The following is a 17,923-nucleotide window of genomic DNA, read 5'->3' as shown; positions in this document are numbered from 1 at the left end:
CCGCCCATGGGCTGGAACAGCTGGGATTGCTACGGGACCACGGTCACCGAGGCGGAGGTCCTGGCCAACGCCGAGTACATGGCCGCCCATCTGGCCCCCTACGGCTGGGATACTGTCGTCGTCGATATCCAGTGGTACGAGCCGGCAGCAAAAGCCGGCGGCTACAACGATGGCGCGGCCCTGGTCCTGGACGAAGTCGGCCGGCAAATGCCTGCACTGAACCGGTTCCCCTCGGCGGAGGATGGCAGGGGATTCGCTCCGCTCGCCGCGAAAATCCATGCCCTTGGCCTCAAGTTCGGCCTCCACATTATGCGGGGCATCCCCCGGCAGGCGGTCCGGGACAAGCTTCCCGTAGCCGGTACGGGCTACACCGCAGACCAGGTGGCAGACCTCGATTCGGTCTGCGACTGGAACACCGACAACTACGGCCTGAACCTCAACCATCCCGGTGCGCAGGCCTACTACGATTCCCAGCTGGCGCTCTTCGCCGCCTGGGGTGTGGACTTCATCAAGGCCGACGACATGGTGGGTCCCTACCTGGCAGGGGAGATCCAGTCCTACCAGCAGGCCATCCGGAATTCAGGCCGGGAGATGATCCTCAGCCTTTCGCCGGGCCGGGCCCTCTCCCTTGCGCACCTGGAGCACCTCCGTGAAAACTCGCAGATGTGGCGCGTCTCCGATGATCTCTGGGACAACTGGGACGACGTCGAGGCGCAGTTCGCGCGTATGGCACGTTGGGCGCCGCACCAGAGATCGGGAGCATGGGCCGACGCCGACATGCTGCCGGTAGGCCGGATCGCCCTGCGTGCGGAACGTGGCCCCGAAAGGGTCACCAGGCTCAGCCTGGACGAACAGCGCACCATGATGACCCTCTGGTGCATGTCCCGCTCACCCCTGATGCTGGGCTGCGACCTGCCAAGCTCACCGCCGGAAACGCTCGGTCTGCTGACCAACCCGGATGCGCTTGATGTCCTGAAGGCCAGCGCCGGAAACCGTGAACTCCTCCGGGAGGGGGACCTGGTGGTCTGGGCAGCTGAAAGCACGACGTCGGCGGACCGGTTTGGTGCTGTCTTCAACACCGGGACTGAGGTGCTCCGCCGGGACATCCTGCTAAGGGATCTCGGCCTTGGCGAGACTGCTGAATGGGATCACTGGGCTGCGCTCGAGTCATGGACCCAGGAGAAACTGGACGGGACCGGGGAGGCGCTGAGCTTCGAGATTGCCCCGCACGGAGTGTGTCTCTACCGCTTCACGCCACGGGCAACCTAGCTGAGGATCGCCCACCCTTGTGCCGGCAGCTTCACTCCTCCGGACTGAGCATCGAAGCTTCCGGTTCCAGCAAGGAGCGAGGTGTGAGCCAACAGGACTTCGCGTTCCCGTAACTCTGTTACATCGACGTCTGCCGGTTCGTCGGCGAGGTTCAAAGCCACCACCAGTGCGTCGCCATCACTTTCGGCCACGAAGATGAACTGCTCGTTGGTCAAGGACAAGACAGAGGTGCGGGCCGAGTGGAGCCAGGCATGCCGCCGTCGTACTCCTATCAGTTCCTGATAAAGCCGGTAGGTGGTCCATCCCTGAGGGCTGAGATCGGCAGGCGAGGCAGGGAAGGCAGGCCGCACGTCGTCGTCGCCCCCGGCCCTGTCCTCCTTGACGCCGCGAAAGGCCTGTTCGTCCCCGTAGTAGATCGTTGGTGTGCCTCCCACCGTCAGCAGGACCACCAGCGCGAGGGGCAGCAGCGCAGGATCCTGAAGCTTGCTGGCGATGCGGGTGACGTCATGGTTTCCGATGAACGTCAGCGGCACGAAACCAGCCAGGAACGTGTTGTGCCGTTCCAAGGCAGCCGCGAGCTCATAAAAGTTGCGGTCGTTGAGCGAGCTCCAGACCGCTTTCCAGAGTTCGTACTGGGTTGCGGAATCCAGGCCTTCATCGCTGACCGCCGCCGCGTAGTCGCCGTGGATGTATTCACCGACGAAATAGGCGTCGGGAAACTCTGCCCGCACTTCGGCCAGCACGCTGGACCAGAACGACGTCGGCACAGCGTATGCAGCATCCAGCCGCCAACCGTCAACTCCTCGTGCAAGCCAGTGCTTCATGACACCGGCGACGAATCCGGCAACTTCCGGTTCGGCGTGGTTCAAGGCGACGAGGTGGTGGTGTCCCTCAAAATCCGCGTACTCAGGCTCCGTCCCGGGAGTCCAGCCGGAGACAGGCCAGTCGAAGCGGAACCAGGATGCTTTGGCGCCGGACGGGCCCTGCGACAACGTTTCCTGGAAGGGCGGGAAACTCCGGCCGGTGTGGTTGAAGACTCCGTCCAAAAGCACGCGGAGCCCGCGGGAGTGCGCTTCGCGGATCAGCTCGTCAAAGTCGGCGTCGTCGCCCAGGCGGGGGTCCACGCGGAAGTAGTCAGTTGTGTCATAGCCATGGGTCTCCGAGGCGAAGACCGGGCCCAATGCGATGCCCGAAGCGCCCAGTTCCACTGCGTAGTCCAGCCATGAGATGAGCTGGGGGAGCCGATGAGCAAGGGGCGCTCCTGCGGGCAGGGCATTTTGCTCAGCGCCCACAAATCCAAGCGGGTAGACCTGCCACCACACAGCATGCTGCACCCAATCCGGTTCGGCCAAGGCGGGGCTCCTTTTGCTGGAGGGAACGTACCCGGGCCATTCTGCCAGTGAGTCGAAATCTTTCCGAAACCTGGCGGGCTTACTCTGGTCACAAGCTGAAGGGATATCGGATGCATCTTTTACCCCGTGAGCAGGAAAAGCTCATGATCGTGGTGGCGGCTGACCTTGCGCGGCGGCGGCAGGCCCGAGGGCTCAAACTCAATTTCCCGGAAGCAGTGGCGATCATCAGCTACGAGTTGATCGAGGGCGCCCGGGATGGCCGGACAGTGGCGGAGCTGATGAGTTACGGAACCACGCTGCTGACCCGCGAGGACGTCATGGAAGGCATCCCGGAGATGATCCACGACGTGCAGATCGAAGCCACCTTCCCTGACGGCACCAAACTGGTCACCGTCCACGATCCCATCCGCTAGGGGCTACAGATGATCCCAGGAGAATACGTCCTCCGGCCTGAACCGGTGGTGGTGAACGCCGGACGGGACGCGATCGACGTCGTCGTACTGAACACCGGCGACCGCCCCGTCCAGGTAGGCTCCCACTACCATTTTGCCGAGGCGAACCGTGCCCTCGAGTTCGATCGCCAGGCGGCCCACGGACGGCGCCTGGACATTCCCGCCGGAACGGCCGCACGGTTCGAACCAGGCGACCGCCGGACTGTCCGGCTGATAGAACTTACCGGGCACCGCGAGGTTTTCGGGCTTAGTAACGCTGTAAACGGAACGCTCGACGCCGGCATGCCCGCCGCCGCGCAAGCCACTGTTGGGAGGGGAGCAGCGTGAGTTTCGAACTGTCCCGCAAGCAATACTCGGACCTTTACGGGCCGACGACCGGCGACGCCATCCGGCTCGCAGACACCGAACTGTTCCTGGAGATCGAAAAAGACCTCACTGTCTACGGAGAGGAAGTGGTGTTCGGCGGTGGCAAGGTGATCCGGGACGGAATGGGCCAAAACGGCCAGGTTACCCGCGAAGAGGAGGTGCCGGACACCGTCATCACCAACGCGATCGTGCTGGACTACACAGGCATCTACAAGGCGGACATTGCCCTCCGGGACGGCCACATCTTCAAAATCGGCAAAGCCGGAAACCCCCAGATCACGGACGGCGTGGACATCGTCATCGGAGCGAGCACCGAGATCATCGCCGGGGAACGGAAAATCCTCACGGCCGGCGGCGTTGATTCCCACATCCACTTCATTTCCCCCGAACAGGTGCCCACCGCCCTCTGCAGCGGCGTGACCACCATGCTGGGCGGCGGAACCGGCCCGGCCGAAGGTACCAAGGCCACCACTGTGACCCCCGGAAAATGGCATATCCAGCGGATGCTCCAGGCCGCTGAGGGCCTGCCCATCAACATCGGCCTTCTCGGAAAGGGACACGCGTCCGCCGTCGAGCCCCTCGCCGAACAGATCCGGGCCGGCGCAATCGGGCTCAAGGTCCACGAGGACTGGGGATCCACCACCTCCTCGATCGATACATCCCTGAAAGTCGCCGACGAGTACGACGTCCAGGTGGCCATCCACACTGACACGCTCAACGAGTGCGGCTTCGTGGAGGACACCATCAGGGCCATCGACGGCCGCGTCATCCATACGTTCCACACGGAAGGCGCCGGGGGAGGGCACGCGCCGGACATTATCAAGATCGCGGGCCTCCCGAATGTGCTGCCCGCCTCCACCAACCCCACCCTGCCGTACACGCGCAACACCATCGAAGAACATTTGGACATGCTGATGGTCTGCCACCACCTGAACCCGGACATTCCCGAGGACGTGGCCTTTGCTGATTCACGTATCCGCGCAGAGACCATCGCCGCGGAGGACGTGCTGCAGGACCTTGGCATCTTCGCCATCACCTCCTCGGATTCGCAGGCTATGGGACGGGTGGGCGAGGTGATCACCCGAACGTGGCAGGTGGCGGACAAAATGAAGAAACAGCGCGGAGTTTTGGAGGATCCCGACGGCGGTGTCCACGGTTCCGTTGACAGCGACAACTTCCGGCTGAAGCGGTACGTGGCCAAATACACGGTCAATCCCGCTATCGCGCACGGCATGGCGGACTCGATCGGGTCCGTGGAGGAAGGCAAATTCGCTGACCTGGTCCTGTGGGATCCGGCATTTTTCGGCGTCAAACCGGAACTGGTGCTCAAGGGCGGGCAGATTGCCTACGCCCTGATGGGGGATGCCAATGCGTCCATCCCCACGCCGCAACCCCGGACCATCCGGCCCATGTTCGCCACCTTCGGTAAAGCGCTCCAGCAGTCCTCCATCACCTTCCTGTCTCAGGCCGCAATTGACGCCGGCGTCCCCGGAGAGCTCGGCCTCCAGAAGGTGATCCGCCCCGTATCCGGGATCAGGAACCTCACCAAGGCCGACCTGAAGTACAACGACGCGACTCCGGTAATCGAGGTGGACCCGGAGACCTACCAGGTGACCGTGGATGGCGAGAACGTTACCTGCGAACCCTCTGACGTGCTGCCCATGGCGCAGCGCTATTTCCTCTTCTAAACCCCTGGAGCTGACGTGATCATCGAGAAAGTGCTCGGCAACGTGAATGAACTGCCTGCCAGTGCGGCCGAAGCCTATGCCGGCCTGCATCAGGAAAAGGTGGTGCTGCCCAGCACCGAGCTGGTCAAGCGCATCCAGAGGGTCAGGACAGACCACGGCAAGGAGTTGGGGATTCGGCTGCCGGCGGGTTCCGGTGACCTGCGGGACGGCGACATCCTTCATGTGGCCGAATCCAACATGATTGTGGTGTCCGTTCTGCCTACGGACGTCCTGGTCATCGCACCCCGGACTATTTCCGAAATGGGGGTGGTGGCCCATTCCCTGGGTAACCGGCACCTGCAGGCCCAGTTCTTCGACTCCGGCTCGGAGTACGGTGCCGAGGTCATGGTGTGCCAGTTTGATCACACGGTTGAGGACTACCTCAAACACGTCGGAGTTCCCTATGCCCGCCAGGACCGGGTGATGCCCGTGCCTTTCCGCCACGCTGAACACTCGCACTGATTGCATGGAAGCTACTCCCGGCTATCAGCTTGCATTGCAGCAGTTGACTGACTCCGCGCTGCCTACGGGAGCGTTTGCTCATTCGTTGGGCTTTGAAACCTACATAGAGCGCGGGTTGGTGCGGGACGAGGCCAGCTTTGGGGTGTGGCTTACTGCTTTTGCACGGCAGCAGCTCACCTTCTCGGACGGCTTGGGCATCCGCTTCCTTTATGAAGACCATCCTGTCGCGGAGCTTGACTCGTTGCTGACCGCCCAGCTTTTGCCGCGGCAGCTGCGCGAGGCCAGCGTGAAAATGGGAGGGCGGCTGCTCGAGATTGGCACGGACGTGTTTCCCTCGCCGGCGCTCGAGGAGTACCGCGGGCTGGTGACCAGCGGCCGTGCTTCCGGCCATCAGCCTCTGGCATTCGCCGTCGTCGCCCATTCCTTGGGGGTCCCGTTGAATGAGGCGCTCGCCGCGTACCTCTTTGCCGCGGTCACCTCGCTGACCCAGAACGCCGTCCGGGCCATTCCGTTGGGGCAGAACGCCGGGCAGCGGCTGCTGCGCGTTGCGGCCGACGGCGTTGCTGCCGCCGTGGAACGGGTGGGAAACCTGACGCTGGACGACTTTGGGGCAGTGAGTCCTGGGCTGGAAATTTCGCAGATGCGGCACGAGCGGCAGCGCGCCCGAATGTTTATGAGCTAGTTGAATTGCACGGCTGGACTGTCAGGAGAAGCGATGTCAGAACCTATCAAGATCGGTATCGGCGGCCCCGTAGGCGCCGGAAAGACCCAGCTCGTTGAGCGGCTGACCCGCCACATGAGTGCCGAGATATCCATGGCGGCCATCACCAACGACATCTACACGATCGAGGATGCCAAGATCCTCGCGGCAAACGGCATCCTTCCGCTGGACCGGATCATCGGCGTCGAAACCGGCGGCTGCCCGCACACCGCCATCCGCGAAGATACGTCTATGAATACGGCCGCCATCGAGGAGCTCAAGGCGAGGCATCCGGACCTGCAGGTGATCTTCGTGGAATCCGGCGGTGACAACCTCTCTGCCACCTTCAGCCCGGAGCTGGTGGACTTCTCCATCTACATCATCGATGTTGCCCAGGGGGAGAAAATCCCGCGTAAAGCCGGGCAGGGCATGATCAAGTCCGATCTGTTCATCATCAACAAGACGGACCTCGCACCCCACGTCGGCGCAGACCTGACAGTCATGGAACGGGACTCCCGCGAGTTCCGCGGCACCAAACCGTTCTGCTTCACCAACCTCAAAACGGACGAAGGGCTCGACGCCGTGATCGCCTGGATCCGGCGCGATGTCCTGATGCTTGATCTGGCGTCATGAGCACGACGGCGGTTGGGCCGGGTCCGGCTGCTCTCTCACCTCCGGCGGCTGATCGGCCCGAGAGAGGCCGTCTTGAACTGCTCATCACCGAACGCGACGGACGGTCCATTGCCTCCCGGCAGTTTCACGAAGGCGCTTTAAGGGTTTTGCGGCCGCATTACCTGGATGAGAGCGGGCAGGTTTGTTTTGTTCTTGTGAATCCCGGCGGGGCTTATCTTGGGGCCGATCTTTACGTCATTGAGGTGGAGGTGGAGAGTGGGGCCAGGCTGCTTCTGACCACGCAGTCCGCCACGAAAATCTACCGGACACCCGGGTCCTTTGCTGAGCAGCGGATGCGGTTGGTGCTGGGGGATGAGGCGCAGCTTGAGCTGGCCCCTGACCAGTTGATCGCCTACCGCGAGGCCAGCTACCGCCAGAACACCCACATCACCGTCCGGCCGACATCCAGCCTCATCATGGCCGAGGTGGTCACTCCAGGTTGGTCCCCTGACGGGGCGGCGTTCCGCTACGAGGAGGTGCGTTTGCGGACCGAGATCAGCTTAGATCCAGGGGAAGCTCCGCAGTTGCTGGCGCTGGACAACCTCCTGATCGTGCCCTCAGCCGATGACGTGACCGGAATGGGGTTTATGGAGGGCTATAGCCACGTGGGTTCGCTGCTGGTGGTGGACCGGAGAGTGGACCAGGCGCTCGCGGACGAACTCCACGGGCTGACCAGGGCCCACGAGGCGTATACCGGCGTTTCGCTGACGGCCACCGTCGCCGGAACAACCGGGCTGGTGTTGCGCTCGTTGTCCAACAGCACCGAAGAACTCCGGCGCCTGCTGCAGGCGTGCACAACCCTGCTGCGGAGACGCTGGTACGGCCAGCCTCCTCTGGACCTCAGGAAATACTGATGATCTCAGCTGCAGATGCCCGGCAGGTGTACCGCGAGAGCGGGCAGTTGCCGCTGCGCACGCGGCTCGCCTTCACGTTGGGTGCGGTAGCAGCTCTCCATGCTGTCGCCGTCGTGCTCCTCCTGCTGGGCAGCGCCGAACCGCTGGCGGTTGGCCTGGCGATCACTGCGTACCTTGCTGGCATCAAGCACAGCTACGACTGGGACCATCTGGCGGCCATCGACAACTCCACCCGTAAGTTTGTGGCGCAAAACCAGGATCCGGTCAGTGTCGGCTTCGCTTTCAGCCTGGGCCACAGTTCCGTCGTGATGCTCGCAGGGGTATTTCTGGTAGGAGGTGCGTCGGTGATGGGCCAGTTCATGACCGGCGGTAGTGCCGGGAATGTGGTGCTCGGGCTCATAGGCAGCGGAGTTTCGGGGCTGTTCCTGCTGTTCATGGGATTGTTCAACGGCTCGGCATTCCTGGCGGCAGCGCGTTCCTACATGAAGGCACGTTCCGGATTGCAAGTTACGGCCCAGGAGCTCGAGGCCAAAGGACTGGTGGCGCGGTTGCTGGCCAAACCGCTCTCTCGCGTGAAGCGGCCGCGCAATATCTATGTGATCGGCTTCCTGTTCGGATTGGGCTTCGACACCGCCACCACCATTGCACTGCTGATGATGGCCGTTTCAGCCTCCGTCGCCGGAGTTCAGCCTCTGGCCCTGCTGGCGCTGCCACTGGCATTCACGGCAGCGATGACCTTCTGCGACACCCTCAACGGAGTGGCCATGATGCGCATGTACCGCTCCGCGCTCCACCGTCCTCTGCACAAGCTGGGCTTCAATGCAGTGATCACCGGGATCTCTGCTGCCTCGGCCCTTTTCATCGCAGTGATAACGTTGGCCGGTTTCTTCAGTGCCGCCTTCGGATGGGAAGATCCGTTGAGCAGATGGCTGGGGTCAGTGGATCTTGGCGACGCAGGCCTGCTGCTGATTGCCGCGTTGCTGGGGGTGTGGGCCGTGGTTGCGCTGCAAGCGCGCGCTCGAAAACCCTAAGGCGTCACACCTGGCGCTTCGCCTTGAGCCCGCCGATGATCACGTCCAGGCCGAACTCGAAGGCGTGGCCGCCGCGTTCCTCCGGCGGTCCGGCGTTGCCGACTGCGCGCTTAAGGGTTGGGTACCCTTCGGACGGCGGATCCCAAACAACCTCCGGAGCCGCAAGGTCCAAGGCCGCACCCAGCGCGAAGCTGTCGATGGTGGAAATACCCGCCACCACATCCCGGCCACTGAAGCCGGCACTTTCCAGGGCAATGGCCAGGTCCTCGTAGAGGCCGATGACGTCCGGATCAGTGATCGTTTGAAGGACCAGGAGCGGCGCCAGCCGTGGGTGGCGCACGAACGCGTCCCGGTAGGCGCGGATCAGGACCCGCAGGGCGGTTTCCCAATCGCTGTGGTCCACAGGCGCGTATGGCGACTCGGTGATGATCCTCTGGCGCAAAAGCTCCAGGATTTCGTCCCTGCCGCTGACATGGTTGTAGATGGAGGACTGGCTGACGCCTATCCGCTTGGCCAGCTTCGGGAAGCTGAAATCCCCGCTCTCATCTACCAGCTCCAGGGCTGCAGAGGTGAGGGCCTCCACGGATATGAGGGGGAGGAGCGGACGCCCCATTTGTTCTCCTGACTGCAGCTTTCGAATATCAAACCCAGCCTAGTGGGCCGGAAGCGTCCCGCAGCAAATGGCGAATTTGAGCCAAGCTATTGTGCTCTACGCCACACGCATTCATACTAAACGAAAGCCTTTCGTTTAGTAGGGCTCCCAAGAAAGGACGGACCAGTGCCGGATACCCAAACCAGACCACCGACGTCGTCCGCGGACGGCGCACTTAAGCGCAATGCCCTCGGTACGGGCGGCATCGCGTTCCTCGTCATCTCGGCAGCAGCGCCGCTGACCGTAATGGCGGGCGTCGCTCCCTTGGCCATCGGCGTCGGCGGCGTCGGCGCTCCCGCGGGTTATCTCTTCGCGGGCCTCGTGCTCACGCTCTTCGCCGTCGCCTTTATGGCCATGACCCGCCACGTCAAAGCCTCCGGAGGCTTCTACACCTACATTTCCCTGGCCATGGGGAAGACAATGGGCCTGGCCTCTGCCATCCTGGCGATCGTCTCCTACAACTGCCTCCAGATCGGCATCTACGGGCTTTTCGCCGTCCAGACCCACGACATGTTCAAAGTCCTCTTCGGGCTGGAGGTGCCTTGGCCGGCCATTGCGTTAGCCGCCGTTGCCGCCGTATGGTTCCTCGGCTACCGGGGGATAGACGTCGGCGCGAAGGTGCTGGGCGTGCTTCTCGTCGCAGAAACCGGAATCCTCGCGATCATGGGCGTCGGCATTCTCAGCAGCGGCGGGGCGGACGGCATCGGCCTGGGATCATTCAGCCCGGACCAGATGTTCAGCCCGGGCATCCTGGCCATCCTGGGCATCTGCTTCGCAGCTTTCATGGGCTTCGAGTCCACGGTGCTGTACCGTTCAGAGGCCCGGAATCCTGACAAATCGGTTCCGCGGGCCACGTACATTGCTGTTGGCTTTATGTCTGTGTTCTACGCCTTCATTGTCTGGACTGTTGTGCAGGCCCATGGCGAAGGCCGCGTTGTGGAAGCAGCAGGGGAACTGGCCGGCGGGTTGTTCTTCCAGACCATCAACCACTACGTGGGGCCTTGGGCGGAAGCGGTGATGTACGTCCTGATCGTCACCAGCGTCTACGCCTCCCAGCTGGCCTTCCACAACGCAATCAACCGATACGTCTATATGCTGGCGCGTGACGGCGTGCTGCCTGCCTTCCTCGCCCGCACCCACCCCAGGTTCCAGTCCCCGCACCGGGCGGGACAGTTGCAGACCATCCTGGCCGCGCTGGTAATCAGCATCTGCGCGCTCCTGAACGCCGACCCTTATCAGCAACTGCTGATCTGGGTGAACACCCCTGGGATCTTCGGAATCGTCGGGCTCCAAGGCCTGGTTTCCGTCGCGGCCTTCCTTTATCTCCGCCGGAATCCCGACGCCGTGACTTCCAAACTCCTGGTCCCGATCAGCCTGGTGTCGGCAATTCTCCTTTTCGGTGTGGTGCTGCTTATCGGCCTGAACATCGAGCTGCTTACATTCGCTGACAGCCTGACCAACACCATTCTCATCCTGGTGATGCCGGTGGTCCTTCTTGCCGGACTCCTCACAGCCCGTTGGGTACGCCGCCACCGTCCCGGAACCTTCGCGCAGATTGGAAGCTTCGAAACCCATGAATCCTGACCTGATCATCCTCGCCGGCACCATCCACACCATGGAGGGAAGCTCCACCGGCAGCCCTGCCGGAACCTTGCTGCAGGCCGTGGCTGTTAAGGACGGCGTCATTGCCGCCGTCGGAACCCGTGCAGACGCTGAAAGCTGGCAGGCTCCAGAGGTCATCGACTTTGGCTCTGCCGTCCTGACACCCGGTCTGGTGGACTGCCACATCCATCCTGTCCTGGGGCTGGAACTGACGCGTGGCCGCGACCTGTCAGGGGCTACGGACCTCGGGCAGGTGCGGGCGATGTTGCGGGAGGAAGCGGCAGCAACACCTCCGGGCGAGTGGGTGAGGGGCTGGGGTCTGGATCCCAATCTATTCGGCTCGGCCCAATGCCACCGCGAGCTGATTGACAACGTCGTCTCCGGACGGCCGTGCCTTGTCCGGCTGTTCGATGGGCATTCGGCACTTGCAAACTCCCGTGCCCTCGAAATGGCGGGAATCACCGGACCCCGTACGTTTGACCAGGCCTCCGAGGTAGTCTGCGATGCTGCCGGGCGACCTACCGGGCTGCTGCTTGAGTCGGCAGCTGTCGAGCTGGTTGCCCGGGTGATGCCCGCCGAGTCCTTCGCCTCCAGGAAAGCGCGGTTGGAAGAACTCTTCACGCATTTTTCCCGATCAGGACTGACGGGCGGGCATGTGATGGATTGCGGGGAGGGGTCTCTGGAGCTGTACCGGGCACTCGAAAACGACGGCAACGCCGGTCGGGAGGGGTCCGACGTCGGCCTTCCGCTCCGCCTGCGAATCTCGCCGTGGTGCATGCCCGGCAGCAGCGAGACGGATTGGCGCGCCCTCGCTGAGCAGGTCGGAACCTTGGCGGGACGGCGCTGGGAGGTTTCCGGCATAAAGCTGTTCGTTGACGGCACGGTGGACAACGGCACTGCATGGCTGTTCGAACCTGACGTGTACGGGGAGTCAGTTCTGCCGTTCTGGCCCCGGCCGGCGGAATATGCTCAGGCGGTCCGCTTCTTTGCCTCCCGGGGCATTCCTACCGCCACCCACGCCATCGGTGACGCCGGGGTCGCAGCAGTCCTGGACGCCTTTGAGTCACTGCCATCCGGTATCCCCAAGGCCGTGCATCGAATTGAGCATCTCGAAACCGTCCCGGATGCCCTGGTAGGCAGGTTTTCCCGTTCAGGCCTGGTGGCCAGCATGCAGCCCACGCACTGTACGCACTATTCCCGCGCTGACCAGACGGATAACTGGTCCACGAGACTCGGGGCGGCGCGGGCCAACCACGCTTGGAGGTGTGGAGATGTCCGCGCTGCCGGAGCCACGCTTGCCCTCGGCTCAGACTGGCCGATCGCCCCGTTCGAGCCCCTGCCCATTCTGGCCGACGCGCAATTGCGGCGGCGGGCCGGCCACCTCGACGAACAGCCGATCCTGCCGGGCCAGGCACTCACGGCCTTGCAGGCCCTCGAAGGCTACACGTCCCACGCTGCGCGGGCGGCAGGGGAGTGGGCAGTGTCAGGTTCGGTCACGGTGGGAAAGCGCGCGGATTTCACGGTGTTTGAAGCCGATCCACTTCTTGTCGCCCCCGATGAGCTGGCCTCTTCCGGGGTTGCGGCCACGTTTGTGGACGGCCGGGTGCAGCACCTGGCGGTGGGGTCTGCGAGGTAAACGCCCCTCCAAGGGCCATTGCCGCTGCCAGACTTGGGCTGACCCAGCGGGCACCTGTGGAAGAGCATGCTCGCAGGGCTCGCACACCTTCGGGCGTCGGCTTCGCGGCCGGCTGTTGGGTCCAGTCCCCACGTCGCAGAGCTCCGCGGTGCCTGGCCCTGTTTGTCTAAGACGATGCTCCTATAGTCGTCAAATCACGACAAGAGGGATCAGGCAAACGGCTTGGTGGCATCCTTAATGCGCGCCATCCCGATGCGGACAGCCTTCTCATATTGTCGACGGTCAAATTCGAAGGGTCCGAAGGCAGAGTAGTCCCAGTCTGGCCGATGAGGCTGTTGGAACGTGGACCAAGTTACGGTAGTGCCGTCGACGGTGATCCGGGCGGCCAGGGGCCAGCAGCCGACTTCTCCGCAATCGCATCCCAGCAGCCATGCCTCGCCTAACCTTGGCCATTGGTTGGCTTCTGACCCTAGGTAATAGCGCGAGAGGTCACCGAAATTGAAGTGTTCGGGGACAAGTCCGGCATATCCACCAGCGGGGTCGTAGCCGCGTGCGGATTCGTAGGAGCCGATAAGGGTGATTAGAGACGTTCCATTGACCTCGGGTATAAGCGAACCTGCACCATTCTGAATGGTCTCGGCACGAAAACGCAGCTGGCTGATCACAAGCTCATGATGGCATGAACGCGGCCAAGCGTAAGCCCTAGGGGCTTTGCATGAAGTTAGATCTGGTCTGGCTTGCCGACCGTCTGTACGCTCCGGCGGCCTTCCGCGACGGCGGTGTTACCGGTGGCGCTACTGCCACTTGACGCCTTAGTACCGTGAGATGTCTTTTGCTGAGGGAAAACCCGGAAGGCCGGCACCACTGGTGCCTGCCTTCCTCTTGCCACCCTCTGGGGCCGGCTGGGGATTGGTGATCTGACGGTAGATTTCCCGGGCCGTTTGCGGCTATCCTGCGGATTCTGAGCGACCGCCCGCCTCACCTGGAGATGGCTCAGAAACTCAGAAACGGCTGATGGCGTTGCTGATTACAGAGAGTGCAATGAAGATCCAGATCGGCGCGACGGAAGTCAGTGGCACGACTTTGCGGGCAACCACGGTCCGGCCGATCACGTAGATGGTACTCAGAAATGCCCAAGCCCAGTGAAAAGGCCGCACAACCCCGAGACGGCGAAGCCTGCGCCAGTCCAGATAAGCCAGCACTACACACGCCGCGCAAAGCAGCATGGTGGACACGATGGAGACCACATCTCCAAGAGTGAAGACCAGTTCCGGGTCCGGTACAGGGGTCCCGTCAACGCTGATCTCGTATGCGTGGATTGATTTCAGGACCAGGTCAATGATGATCAGAGCAACCGGCAGCCACAGAATGGCGCCGAAGAAAGGTGTGAACAACGGAGTCTTGGGTTCCAGCAGGGGCCGTGACCGCTTACCCTCCACCGGCATATCCGCAAAGTAGCCCGACCATGCAGCGCCGTCCCACCTTTGAAGCCTGGCGCCGCCGGCAGGGTCAGGGAACCAGCCGGGCGCGGTCGTAGGGCTGGTAGGTGACAGACTCATGATTCTCCTCGAAACGTGTGTCGCAGTCTCTGTGACACAAACAACCCGGCCGATCCCGGGTACATGAACTCAACCGCGGACGGAAGCATTCCTGACGCCAACCAAGCGGTACCACTCCCTGGACATTGACTGCTCCCGGGCCAAGATATTGCAGCCTACCGCCCACAAGGGCACGGCAAAAGCAAAACCTTCGGGCTTTTCCCGCACCCAGATGGACGGCAGGATCCATATGACCGCCTGACCACAGCCGGCACGTCACCTCTGTCAGACACGGAACCATGGGCGAGCGCCGGCGGTGGGCAGCCCGGCGGGAGCGTGACAGGGCACAGTCATCGAGTCTCAATTCTTGTGGGGCCTCGTCCTGTTCCGTCTTCTCGCGGCGATCGGAGAACCAGTCGAGCACGATCTCTACGACGACCTGAACCACGGCCTCAACGATCTCCCCAACAATCCACACGGGGTCACCATACGACACCCTCACCACAGTCGGCCGTGTCGCCACTCAAGGATGACCTGGTACTCGCAGGCTCGCACCAGGTAAACGGGCGTCCGCTTCGCGGCCGGCTGTTGGGCCCGCGCCCGACGTCGCAGAGCTCCGCCGTGCCCGGTCCTGCTTGTCTACGACGATGCACGGAGTCAAAAGGGCAGCACAGCTTGTTTGTAAATGGCTTCGGTCGGAGCGCGCCATACTTCCGCTAATGTCGCTATATGGAGCCCATACGTCGATTCCCATCTGCTCATTACCCTGCTGCTCTCGAGTCGTGGTCGTTTCTTGACATCGCTGGCAAGAGTCCCCTCTTCACATCACCCTTTGGCGACGTTTTTCTCCAGGCAGACAACGGGTTCTGGTTCCTTGATGTGCTTGCAGGAGAACTGCGTCATCAATGGTCGAACCAGGATGAGCTGAATGCCGAACTGAATTCTCATTCTGGTCAGGACGAGTGCTCACTTTGGCCAGCCAAGCTGAGAGTGCGGGTCTGCTACCAGGCAAGGGTGAGATCTACAGCTTCCGCATTCCGCCCGTGTTGGGAGGTGCAACCGACGTCGGTAATATCGAAGTCAGCGACTTCGTTGTGAGCTCCCTGGCCGTCTTCGCTGATAGGACTGTGGAGCGGCCGACAATGCGGAGCCGGTCCCCGAACGGTAACCCCGCAACCACAGCAGTTGGCTGAGTCCGGGATCCGATCACCGCAGCACACACGACGTCCAGGGGAAGTCAGGCCTGTAGGCGGGACCTCTTTCAGGGCATCGGAGCCAAAACGCCGGTACGTTGGCAGGTGTGAGTATTTTCTTGGTGGGAGGCGGCCCTGATACAACGCGTGGCGCCGCTGTGCACGCGCTCTTTACGAGCGAAATAAGCCAGAGGGCAGAAGCGCTCAATCGAGTGCCCCGAGTGGCCGTGGTCCTGTTCGATCAGGAAGGAAGCGGCGCCCACTTTCTACCTTTTTATGCAGATCCGGTAAGAAGCCGAATCGACTGCGTCATTGCCGAGATTTACATCCGGTCCGATAGATCCGTGGACCCCGCTCTGTTTGCCGCTGTGGATGCAATCGTTGTGGGCGGAGGCCCAACGCCAGCGTACTTGGACGGCCTTACGGGTGCAGCCAACGAAATCCGTCTAGCTGTGGGGTCTGGCGTGCCGTATCTGGGATTTTCTGCTGGAGCAATGATTGCCCCGGACTCTGCGTTGACCGGCGGATACAGAATCCGCGGTACTGAAGTCTGCCCTGAAGAATGGTCAGAGGGCTTGGAAGAGCTGACCTTTCATCCTGGCCTGGGGCTGGTTCCCTTTGCTGTGGATGTTCATGCGGCCCAAGGCGGCAGCTTGGGCCGGGCTGTTGCAGCCGTTCATCACGGCGTGGTGGATTCGGTAATGGCAATCGATGAAGACACAGCACTGGTGGTGGATTCCGCAGATCAGGGGAAAACGAAAGTCATTGGGTCCGGCAACTGCTGGACCATCACCAAGAGTGGCGGGAAGACAACGGTGTCCATGGCAGCATCTTGACCAGGCCGCCGGGTGTGGCTAGCGTCGCGTTCATGGGCACCGTTTTTGGCGGGATGGCAGCCAGCCTGGATGGATACATCCGCTCCGAGAGTGGCGACTTGTCATGGCTGAACGATGCAATGTCCCAGGATGAGGACTACGGCTTTGAGGCGACCGCCATCAGGACCGGTGCCTACGTTATGGGCGCCAATACCTATCGTGAGGTTGCCGGAATGGGCGGAATGGGTTCCGGTGTTCCAACCTATGTTGTCACCCACGATGACACCTTGCCCACGAAGGGAAACACCCGGCTGTTCTCAGGGGATCTGGCCGAATTGGTTGCCCGGATCAAATCCTCCATCCCGGAGGATAAAGACATCTGTCTCTTCGGCGGTGGCGAGCTGGTCTCTGAGTTCGTTGAGGCGGGGTTGCTGGATGAGCTCGGCGTCTCAATAGTGCCGGTGGTCCTTGGCGGCGGAGTGCCGTTCTTTCGGAGGATTAGCCGATGGACGACGCTTGAGCTGCTGGAATGCCGTCCTTTCCCCTCCGGAATTGTGTTGCTTAACTACAGGCTGAAGCCGCTAACCGACTGAGCCAAGGCGATCATGGTTAGGCTGAGCACTATGGGCACAAGGGTGCCGAGCATGCTGACAGCTGGAGAATCCTCATGGCCGACCTTGTTCCTGAATACTTGACCTTCGACTACCACTGCCAGTTCCGCGGAGCCCCCGGCGCGCGCCATGACCCGGAAGACTACCCGATGTTCTGGACCGTCAAGGTCAAGGCAATGATGTGGGAAGACGACAATGACGATAAAGGCAAGGAAGTGTCAGTAGGTGAAGCGCACTTATACACGGTTCCAGACGCGGGCATCATTGACCTGTTCCTGACCTTGGATGCTGTAAGCCAAGAAGTGGCGAACGTCGGGGAAATGCTGACGATAAACCGTCCTGACCTCATCGAGGAGATGGCTTTGGGCGGTGACCTGCTGGTGCTGTCCTCGCTGCGGATCTCCTCGAAGTTCCGTGGCAACAAACTCGGCCACACCATCCTCAAGGCCATCCTCTGTACAGTCGGCCGCTCGGCTTCCAAGGTCATTCTGGAGGCGGTACCGGTACTCGCTAAAAACGCCCCCGCGGAAGGATCAGCAGCGCACGAACTGGCCAAAATGGCGCTTCGACGTTACTGGGAAAGTTTCGGCTTCCAGCCTGCCCATGGCGACTACCTGGTCTTCGAGGACATGACGGACGTCCTGTGAAGAATCCCCGCAAAACTGGAAATCGATTCCCTGCCGTTCCCTTTGATCGGTGAAGGGCCGCAATCAGAGGTTGCCCCGGTGCTTCAGGGCCAGATGCTCACTCTGACAGCCGATGCGGGGGCAGACATGTTCCTTGACCCGGCCGGATCCGCAGGAACATCTGATGCCGAAAGGTTTGTCTCGCCGATAAGGGGCGACTTCCGGCTCAGCGCGTTCGTGAGCCCCGTGTTTGTGAGTGACTTCGACTCCGGAGTGCTGATTGGCTACCTCGACCCGTTGAACTGGTTCAAGATCTGCGCGGAGCTGGATCCGAGCGGGACAACGAGCGCAGTCCCCTTCAGGAG

General features: G+C 62.1%; 19 protein-coding genes and 1 pseudogene. 16 read left to right on the top strand and 4 right to left on the bottom strand.

Annotated elements, in window-relative coordinates:
• Positions 1-6 precede the first annotated feature (6 nt).
• Positions 7-1,269 (top strand): glycoside hydrolase family 27 protein, encoded by a 1,263-nt coding sequence (locus tag MU551_RS10350; RefSeq protein WP_247043644.1) that lies wholly within the window; start codon positions 7-9, stop codon positions 1,267-1,269.
• Here the strand turns inward: MU551_RS10350 and MU551_RS10345 are convergent.
• Positions 1,266-2,621 carry an alpha-amylase family glycosyl hydrolase gene (locus MU551_RS10345; protein WP_247043641.1) on the bottom strand — a complete coding sequence of 452 codons (1,356 nt, stop codon included), beginning with the start codon at positions 2,619-2,621 and terminating at the stop codon, positions 1,266-1,268. The genes MU551_RS10350 and MU551_RS10345 overlap by 4 nt on opposite strands.
• Before the next feature lie 110 nt (positions 2,622-2,731).
• Between MU551_RS10345 and MU551_RS10340 the strand changes: the two genes are divergently transcribed.
• From MU551_RS10340 to MU551_RS10305, 8 genes are read left to right on the top strand one after another with little or no spacing between them, the layout of a single operon-like run.
• A complete protein-coding gene (locus MU551_RS10340) occupies positions 2,732-3,034 on the top strand; it encodes an urease subunit gamma (protein ID WP_247043639.1) in 303 nt (100 codons plus the stop codon).
• 9 nt (positions 3,035-3,043) lie between these two features.
• Entirely contained in the window at positions 3,044-3,400 is a 357-nt protein-coding gene (locus MU551_RS10335) for an urease subunit beta (protein WP_247043637.1), read from the top strand.
• On the top strand, positions 3,397-5,127 hold the full coding sequence (gene ureC, locus MU551_RS10330) for an urease subunit alpha (RefSeq protein WP_247043631.1): 1,731 nt from the start codon (positions 3,397-3,399) through the stop codon (positions 5,125-5,127). Before MU551_RS10335 ends, ureC begins: the two co-directional genes overlap by 4 nt.
• A 15-nt stretch (positions 5,128-5,142) precedes the next feature.
• Positions 5,143-5,628, top strand: a complete 486-nt coding sequence (ureE, locus tag MU551_RS10325) for an urease accessory protein UreE (protein ID WP_247043622.1) — start codon at positions 5,143-5,145, stop codon at positions 5,626-5,628.
• Between the two features lie 4 nt (positions 5,629-5,632).
• Positions 5,633-6,310, top strand: a complete 678-nt coding sequence (locus tag MU551_RS10320) for an urease accessory protein UreF (RefSeq protein ID WP_247043620.1) — start codon at positions 5,633-5,635, stop codon at positions 6,308-6,310.
• Between the two features lie 33 nt (positions 6,311-6,343).
• A complete protein-coding gene (ureG, locus tag MU551_RS10315) occupies positions 6,344-6,961 on the top strand; it encodes an urease accessory protein UreG (RefSeq protein WP_247043618.1) in 618 nt (205 codons plus the stop codon).
• Entirely contained in the window at positions 6,958-7,854 is an 897-nt protein-coding gene (locus tag MU551_RS10310) for an urease accessory protein UreD (protein WP_247043616.1), read from the top strand. Before ureG ends, MU551_RS10310 begins: the two co-directional genes overlap by 4 nt.
• A complete protein-coding gene (locus tag MU551_RS10305) occupies positions 7,854-8,885 on the top strand; it encodes a HoxN/HupN/NixA family nickel/cobalt transporter (protein WP_247043608.1) in 1,032 nt (343 codons plus the stop codon). The genes MU551_RS10310 and MU551_RS10305 overlap by 1 nt, the downstream gene beginning before the upstream one ends.
• A 4-nt stretch (positions 8,886-8,889) precedes the next feature.
• On the opposite strand, the gene MU551_RS10300 is transcribed toward MU551_RS10305, so the two are convergent.
• Positions 8,890-9,498, bottom strand: coding sequence for a TetR/AcrR family transcriptional regulator (locus tag MU551_RS10300; protein WP_247043605.1), 609 nt, complete (start codon positions 9,496-9,498; stop codon positions 8,890-8,892).
• A gap of 165 nt (positions 9,499-9,663) precedes the next feature.
• On the opposite strand from MU551_RS10300, the gene MU551_RS10295 reads away from it, so the two are divergent.
• Positions 9,664-11,121 carry an APC family permease gene (locus MU551_RS10295; RefSeq protein WP_247043602.1) on the top strand — a complete coding sequence of 486 codons (1,458 nt, stop codon included), beginning with the start codon at positions 9,664-9,666 and terminating at the stop codon, positions 11,119-11,121.
• On the top strand, positions 11,111-12,775 hold the full coding sequence (locus MU551_RS10290) for an amidohydrolase (RefSeq protein ID WP_247043600.1): 1,665 nt from the start codon (positions 11,111-11,113) through the stop codon (positions 12,773-12,775). Before MU551_RS10295 ends, MU551_RS10290 begins: the two co-directional genes overlap by 11 nt.
• A 209-nt stretch (positions 12,776-12,984) precedes the next feature.
• Here MU551_RS10290 and MU551_RS10285 read toward each other — a convergent pair whose 3' ends face one another.
• A complete protein-coding gene (locus MU551_RS10285) occupies positions 12,985-13,440 on the bottom strand; it encodes a hypothetical protein (RefSeq protein ID WP_247043598.1) in 456 nt (151 codons plus the stop codon).
• A 336-nt stretch (positions 13,441-13,776) separates the two neighbouring features.
• Positions 13,777-14,334, bottom strand: coding sequence for a DUF2510 domain-containing protein (locus MU551_RS10280; RefSeq protein WP_247043590.1), 558 nt, complete (start codon positions 14,332-14,334; stop codon positions 13,777-13,779).
• 941 nt (positions 14,335-15,275) lie between these two features.
• Between MU551_RS10280 and MU551_RS23745 the strand changes: the two genes are divergently transcribed.
• The 5 genes and pseudogenes from MU551_RS23745 to MU551_RS23610 all read left to right on the top strand — a co-directional run.
• On the top strand, positions 15,276-15,506 hold the full coding sequence (locus MU551_RS23745; RefSeq protein ID WP_504871026.1) for a T6SS immunity protein Tdi1 domain-containing protein: 231 nt from the start codon (positions 15,276-15,278) through the stop codon (positions 15,504-15,506).
• A gap of 107 nt (positions 15,507-15,613) precedes the next feature.
• Positions 15,614-16,342, top strand: a complete 729-nt coding sequence (locus tag MU551_RS10270) for a Type 1 glutamine amidotransferase-like domain-containing protein (protein WP_247043588.1) — start codon at positions 15,614-15,616, stop codon at positions 16,340-16,342.
• A 32-nt stretch (positions 16,343-16,374) separates the two neighbouring features.
• Positions 16,375-16,914 (top strand): dihydrofolate reductase family protein, encoded by a 540-nt coding sequence (locus MU551_RS10265; RefSeq protein WP_247043580.1) that lies wholly within the window; start codon positions 16,375-16,377, stop codon positions 16,912-16,914.
• A 74-nt stretch (positions 16,915-16,988) separates the two neighbouring features.
• Positions 16,989-17,579, top strand: coding sequence for a hypothetical protein (locus MU551_RS10260; RefSeq protein WP_247043572.1), 591 nt, complete (start codon positions 16,989-16,991; stop codon positions 17,577-17,579).
• Positions 17,580-17,672: 93 nt separating this feature from the next.
• Positions 17,673-17,894 (top strand): annotated as a pseudogene (locus tag MU551_RS23610) (DUF1349 domain-containing protein); the annotation flags it as partial.
• Between the last annotated feature and the right edge of the window lie 29 nt (positions 17,895-17,923).

The sequence above is a fragment of the Arthrobacter rhizosphaerae genome, from assembly GCF_023062595.1.
GTDB lineage: Bacteria > Actinomycetota > Actinomycetes > Actinomycetales > Micrococcaceae > Arthrobacter > Arthrobacter rhizosphaerae.
The sequence above is the reverse complement of the archived record's forward strand: the minus strand, read 5'-3'. Positions and strand labels throughout refer to the sequence as shown.

Excerpts from the sequence above, each read along its gene's own strand:
- MU551_RS10260 (WP_247043572.1), top strand. The coding sequence starts at position 16,989 with ATGGCCGACCTTGTTCCTGAATACTTGACCTTCGACTACCACTGCCAG.
- MU551_RS10340 (WP_247043639.1), top strand. The coding sequence starts at position 2,732 with ATGCATCTTTTACCCCGTGAGCAGGAAAAGCTCATGATCGTGGTGGCG.
- MU551_RS10310 (WP_247043616.1), top strand. The coding sequence starts at position 6,958 with ATGAGCACGACGGCGGTTGGGCCGGGTCCGGCTGCTCTCTCACCTCCG.
- ureG (WP_247043618.1), top strand. The coding sequence starts at position 6,344 with ATGTCAGAACCTATCAAGATCGGTATCGGCGGCCCCGTAGGCGCCGGA.
- MU551_RS10280 (WP_247043590.1), bottom strand. The coding sequence starts at position 14,334 with ATGAGTCTGTCACCTACCAGCCCTACGACCGCGCCCGGCTGGTTCCCT.
- MU551_RS10335 (WP_247043637.1), top strand. The coding sequence starts at position 3,044 with ATGATCCCAGGAGAATACGTCCTCCGGCCTGAACCGGTGGTGGTGAAC.
- MU551_RS10300 (WP_247043605.1), bottom strand. The coding sequence starts at position 9,498 with ATGGGGCGTCCGCTCCTCCCCCTCATATCCGTGGAGGCCCTCACCTCT.
- MU551_RS10290 (WP_247043600.1), top strand. The coding sequence starts at position 11,111 with ATGAATCCTGACCTGATCATCCTCGCCGGCACCATCCACACCATGGAG.
- MU551_RS10305 (WP_247043608.1), top strand. The coding sequence starts at position 7,854 with ATGATCTCAGCTGCAGATGCCCGGCAGGTGTACCGCGAGAGCGGGCAG.
- MU551_RS10320 (WP_247043620.1), top strand. The coding sequence starts at position 5,633 with ATGGAAGCTACTCCCGGCTATCAGCTTGCATTGCAGCAGTTGACTGAC.
- MU551_RS10350 (WP_247043644.1), top strand. The coding sequence starts at position 7 with ATGGGCTGGAACAGCTGGGATTGCTACGGGACCACGGTCACCGAGGCG.
- MU551_RS10265 (WP_247043580.1), top strand. The coding sequence starts at position 16,375 with ATGGGCACCGTTTTTGGCGGGATGGCAGCCAGCCTGGATGGATACATC.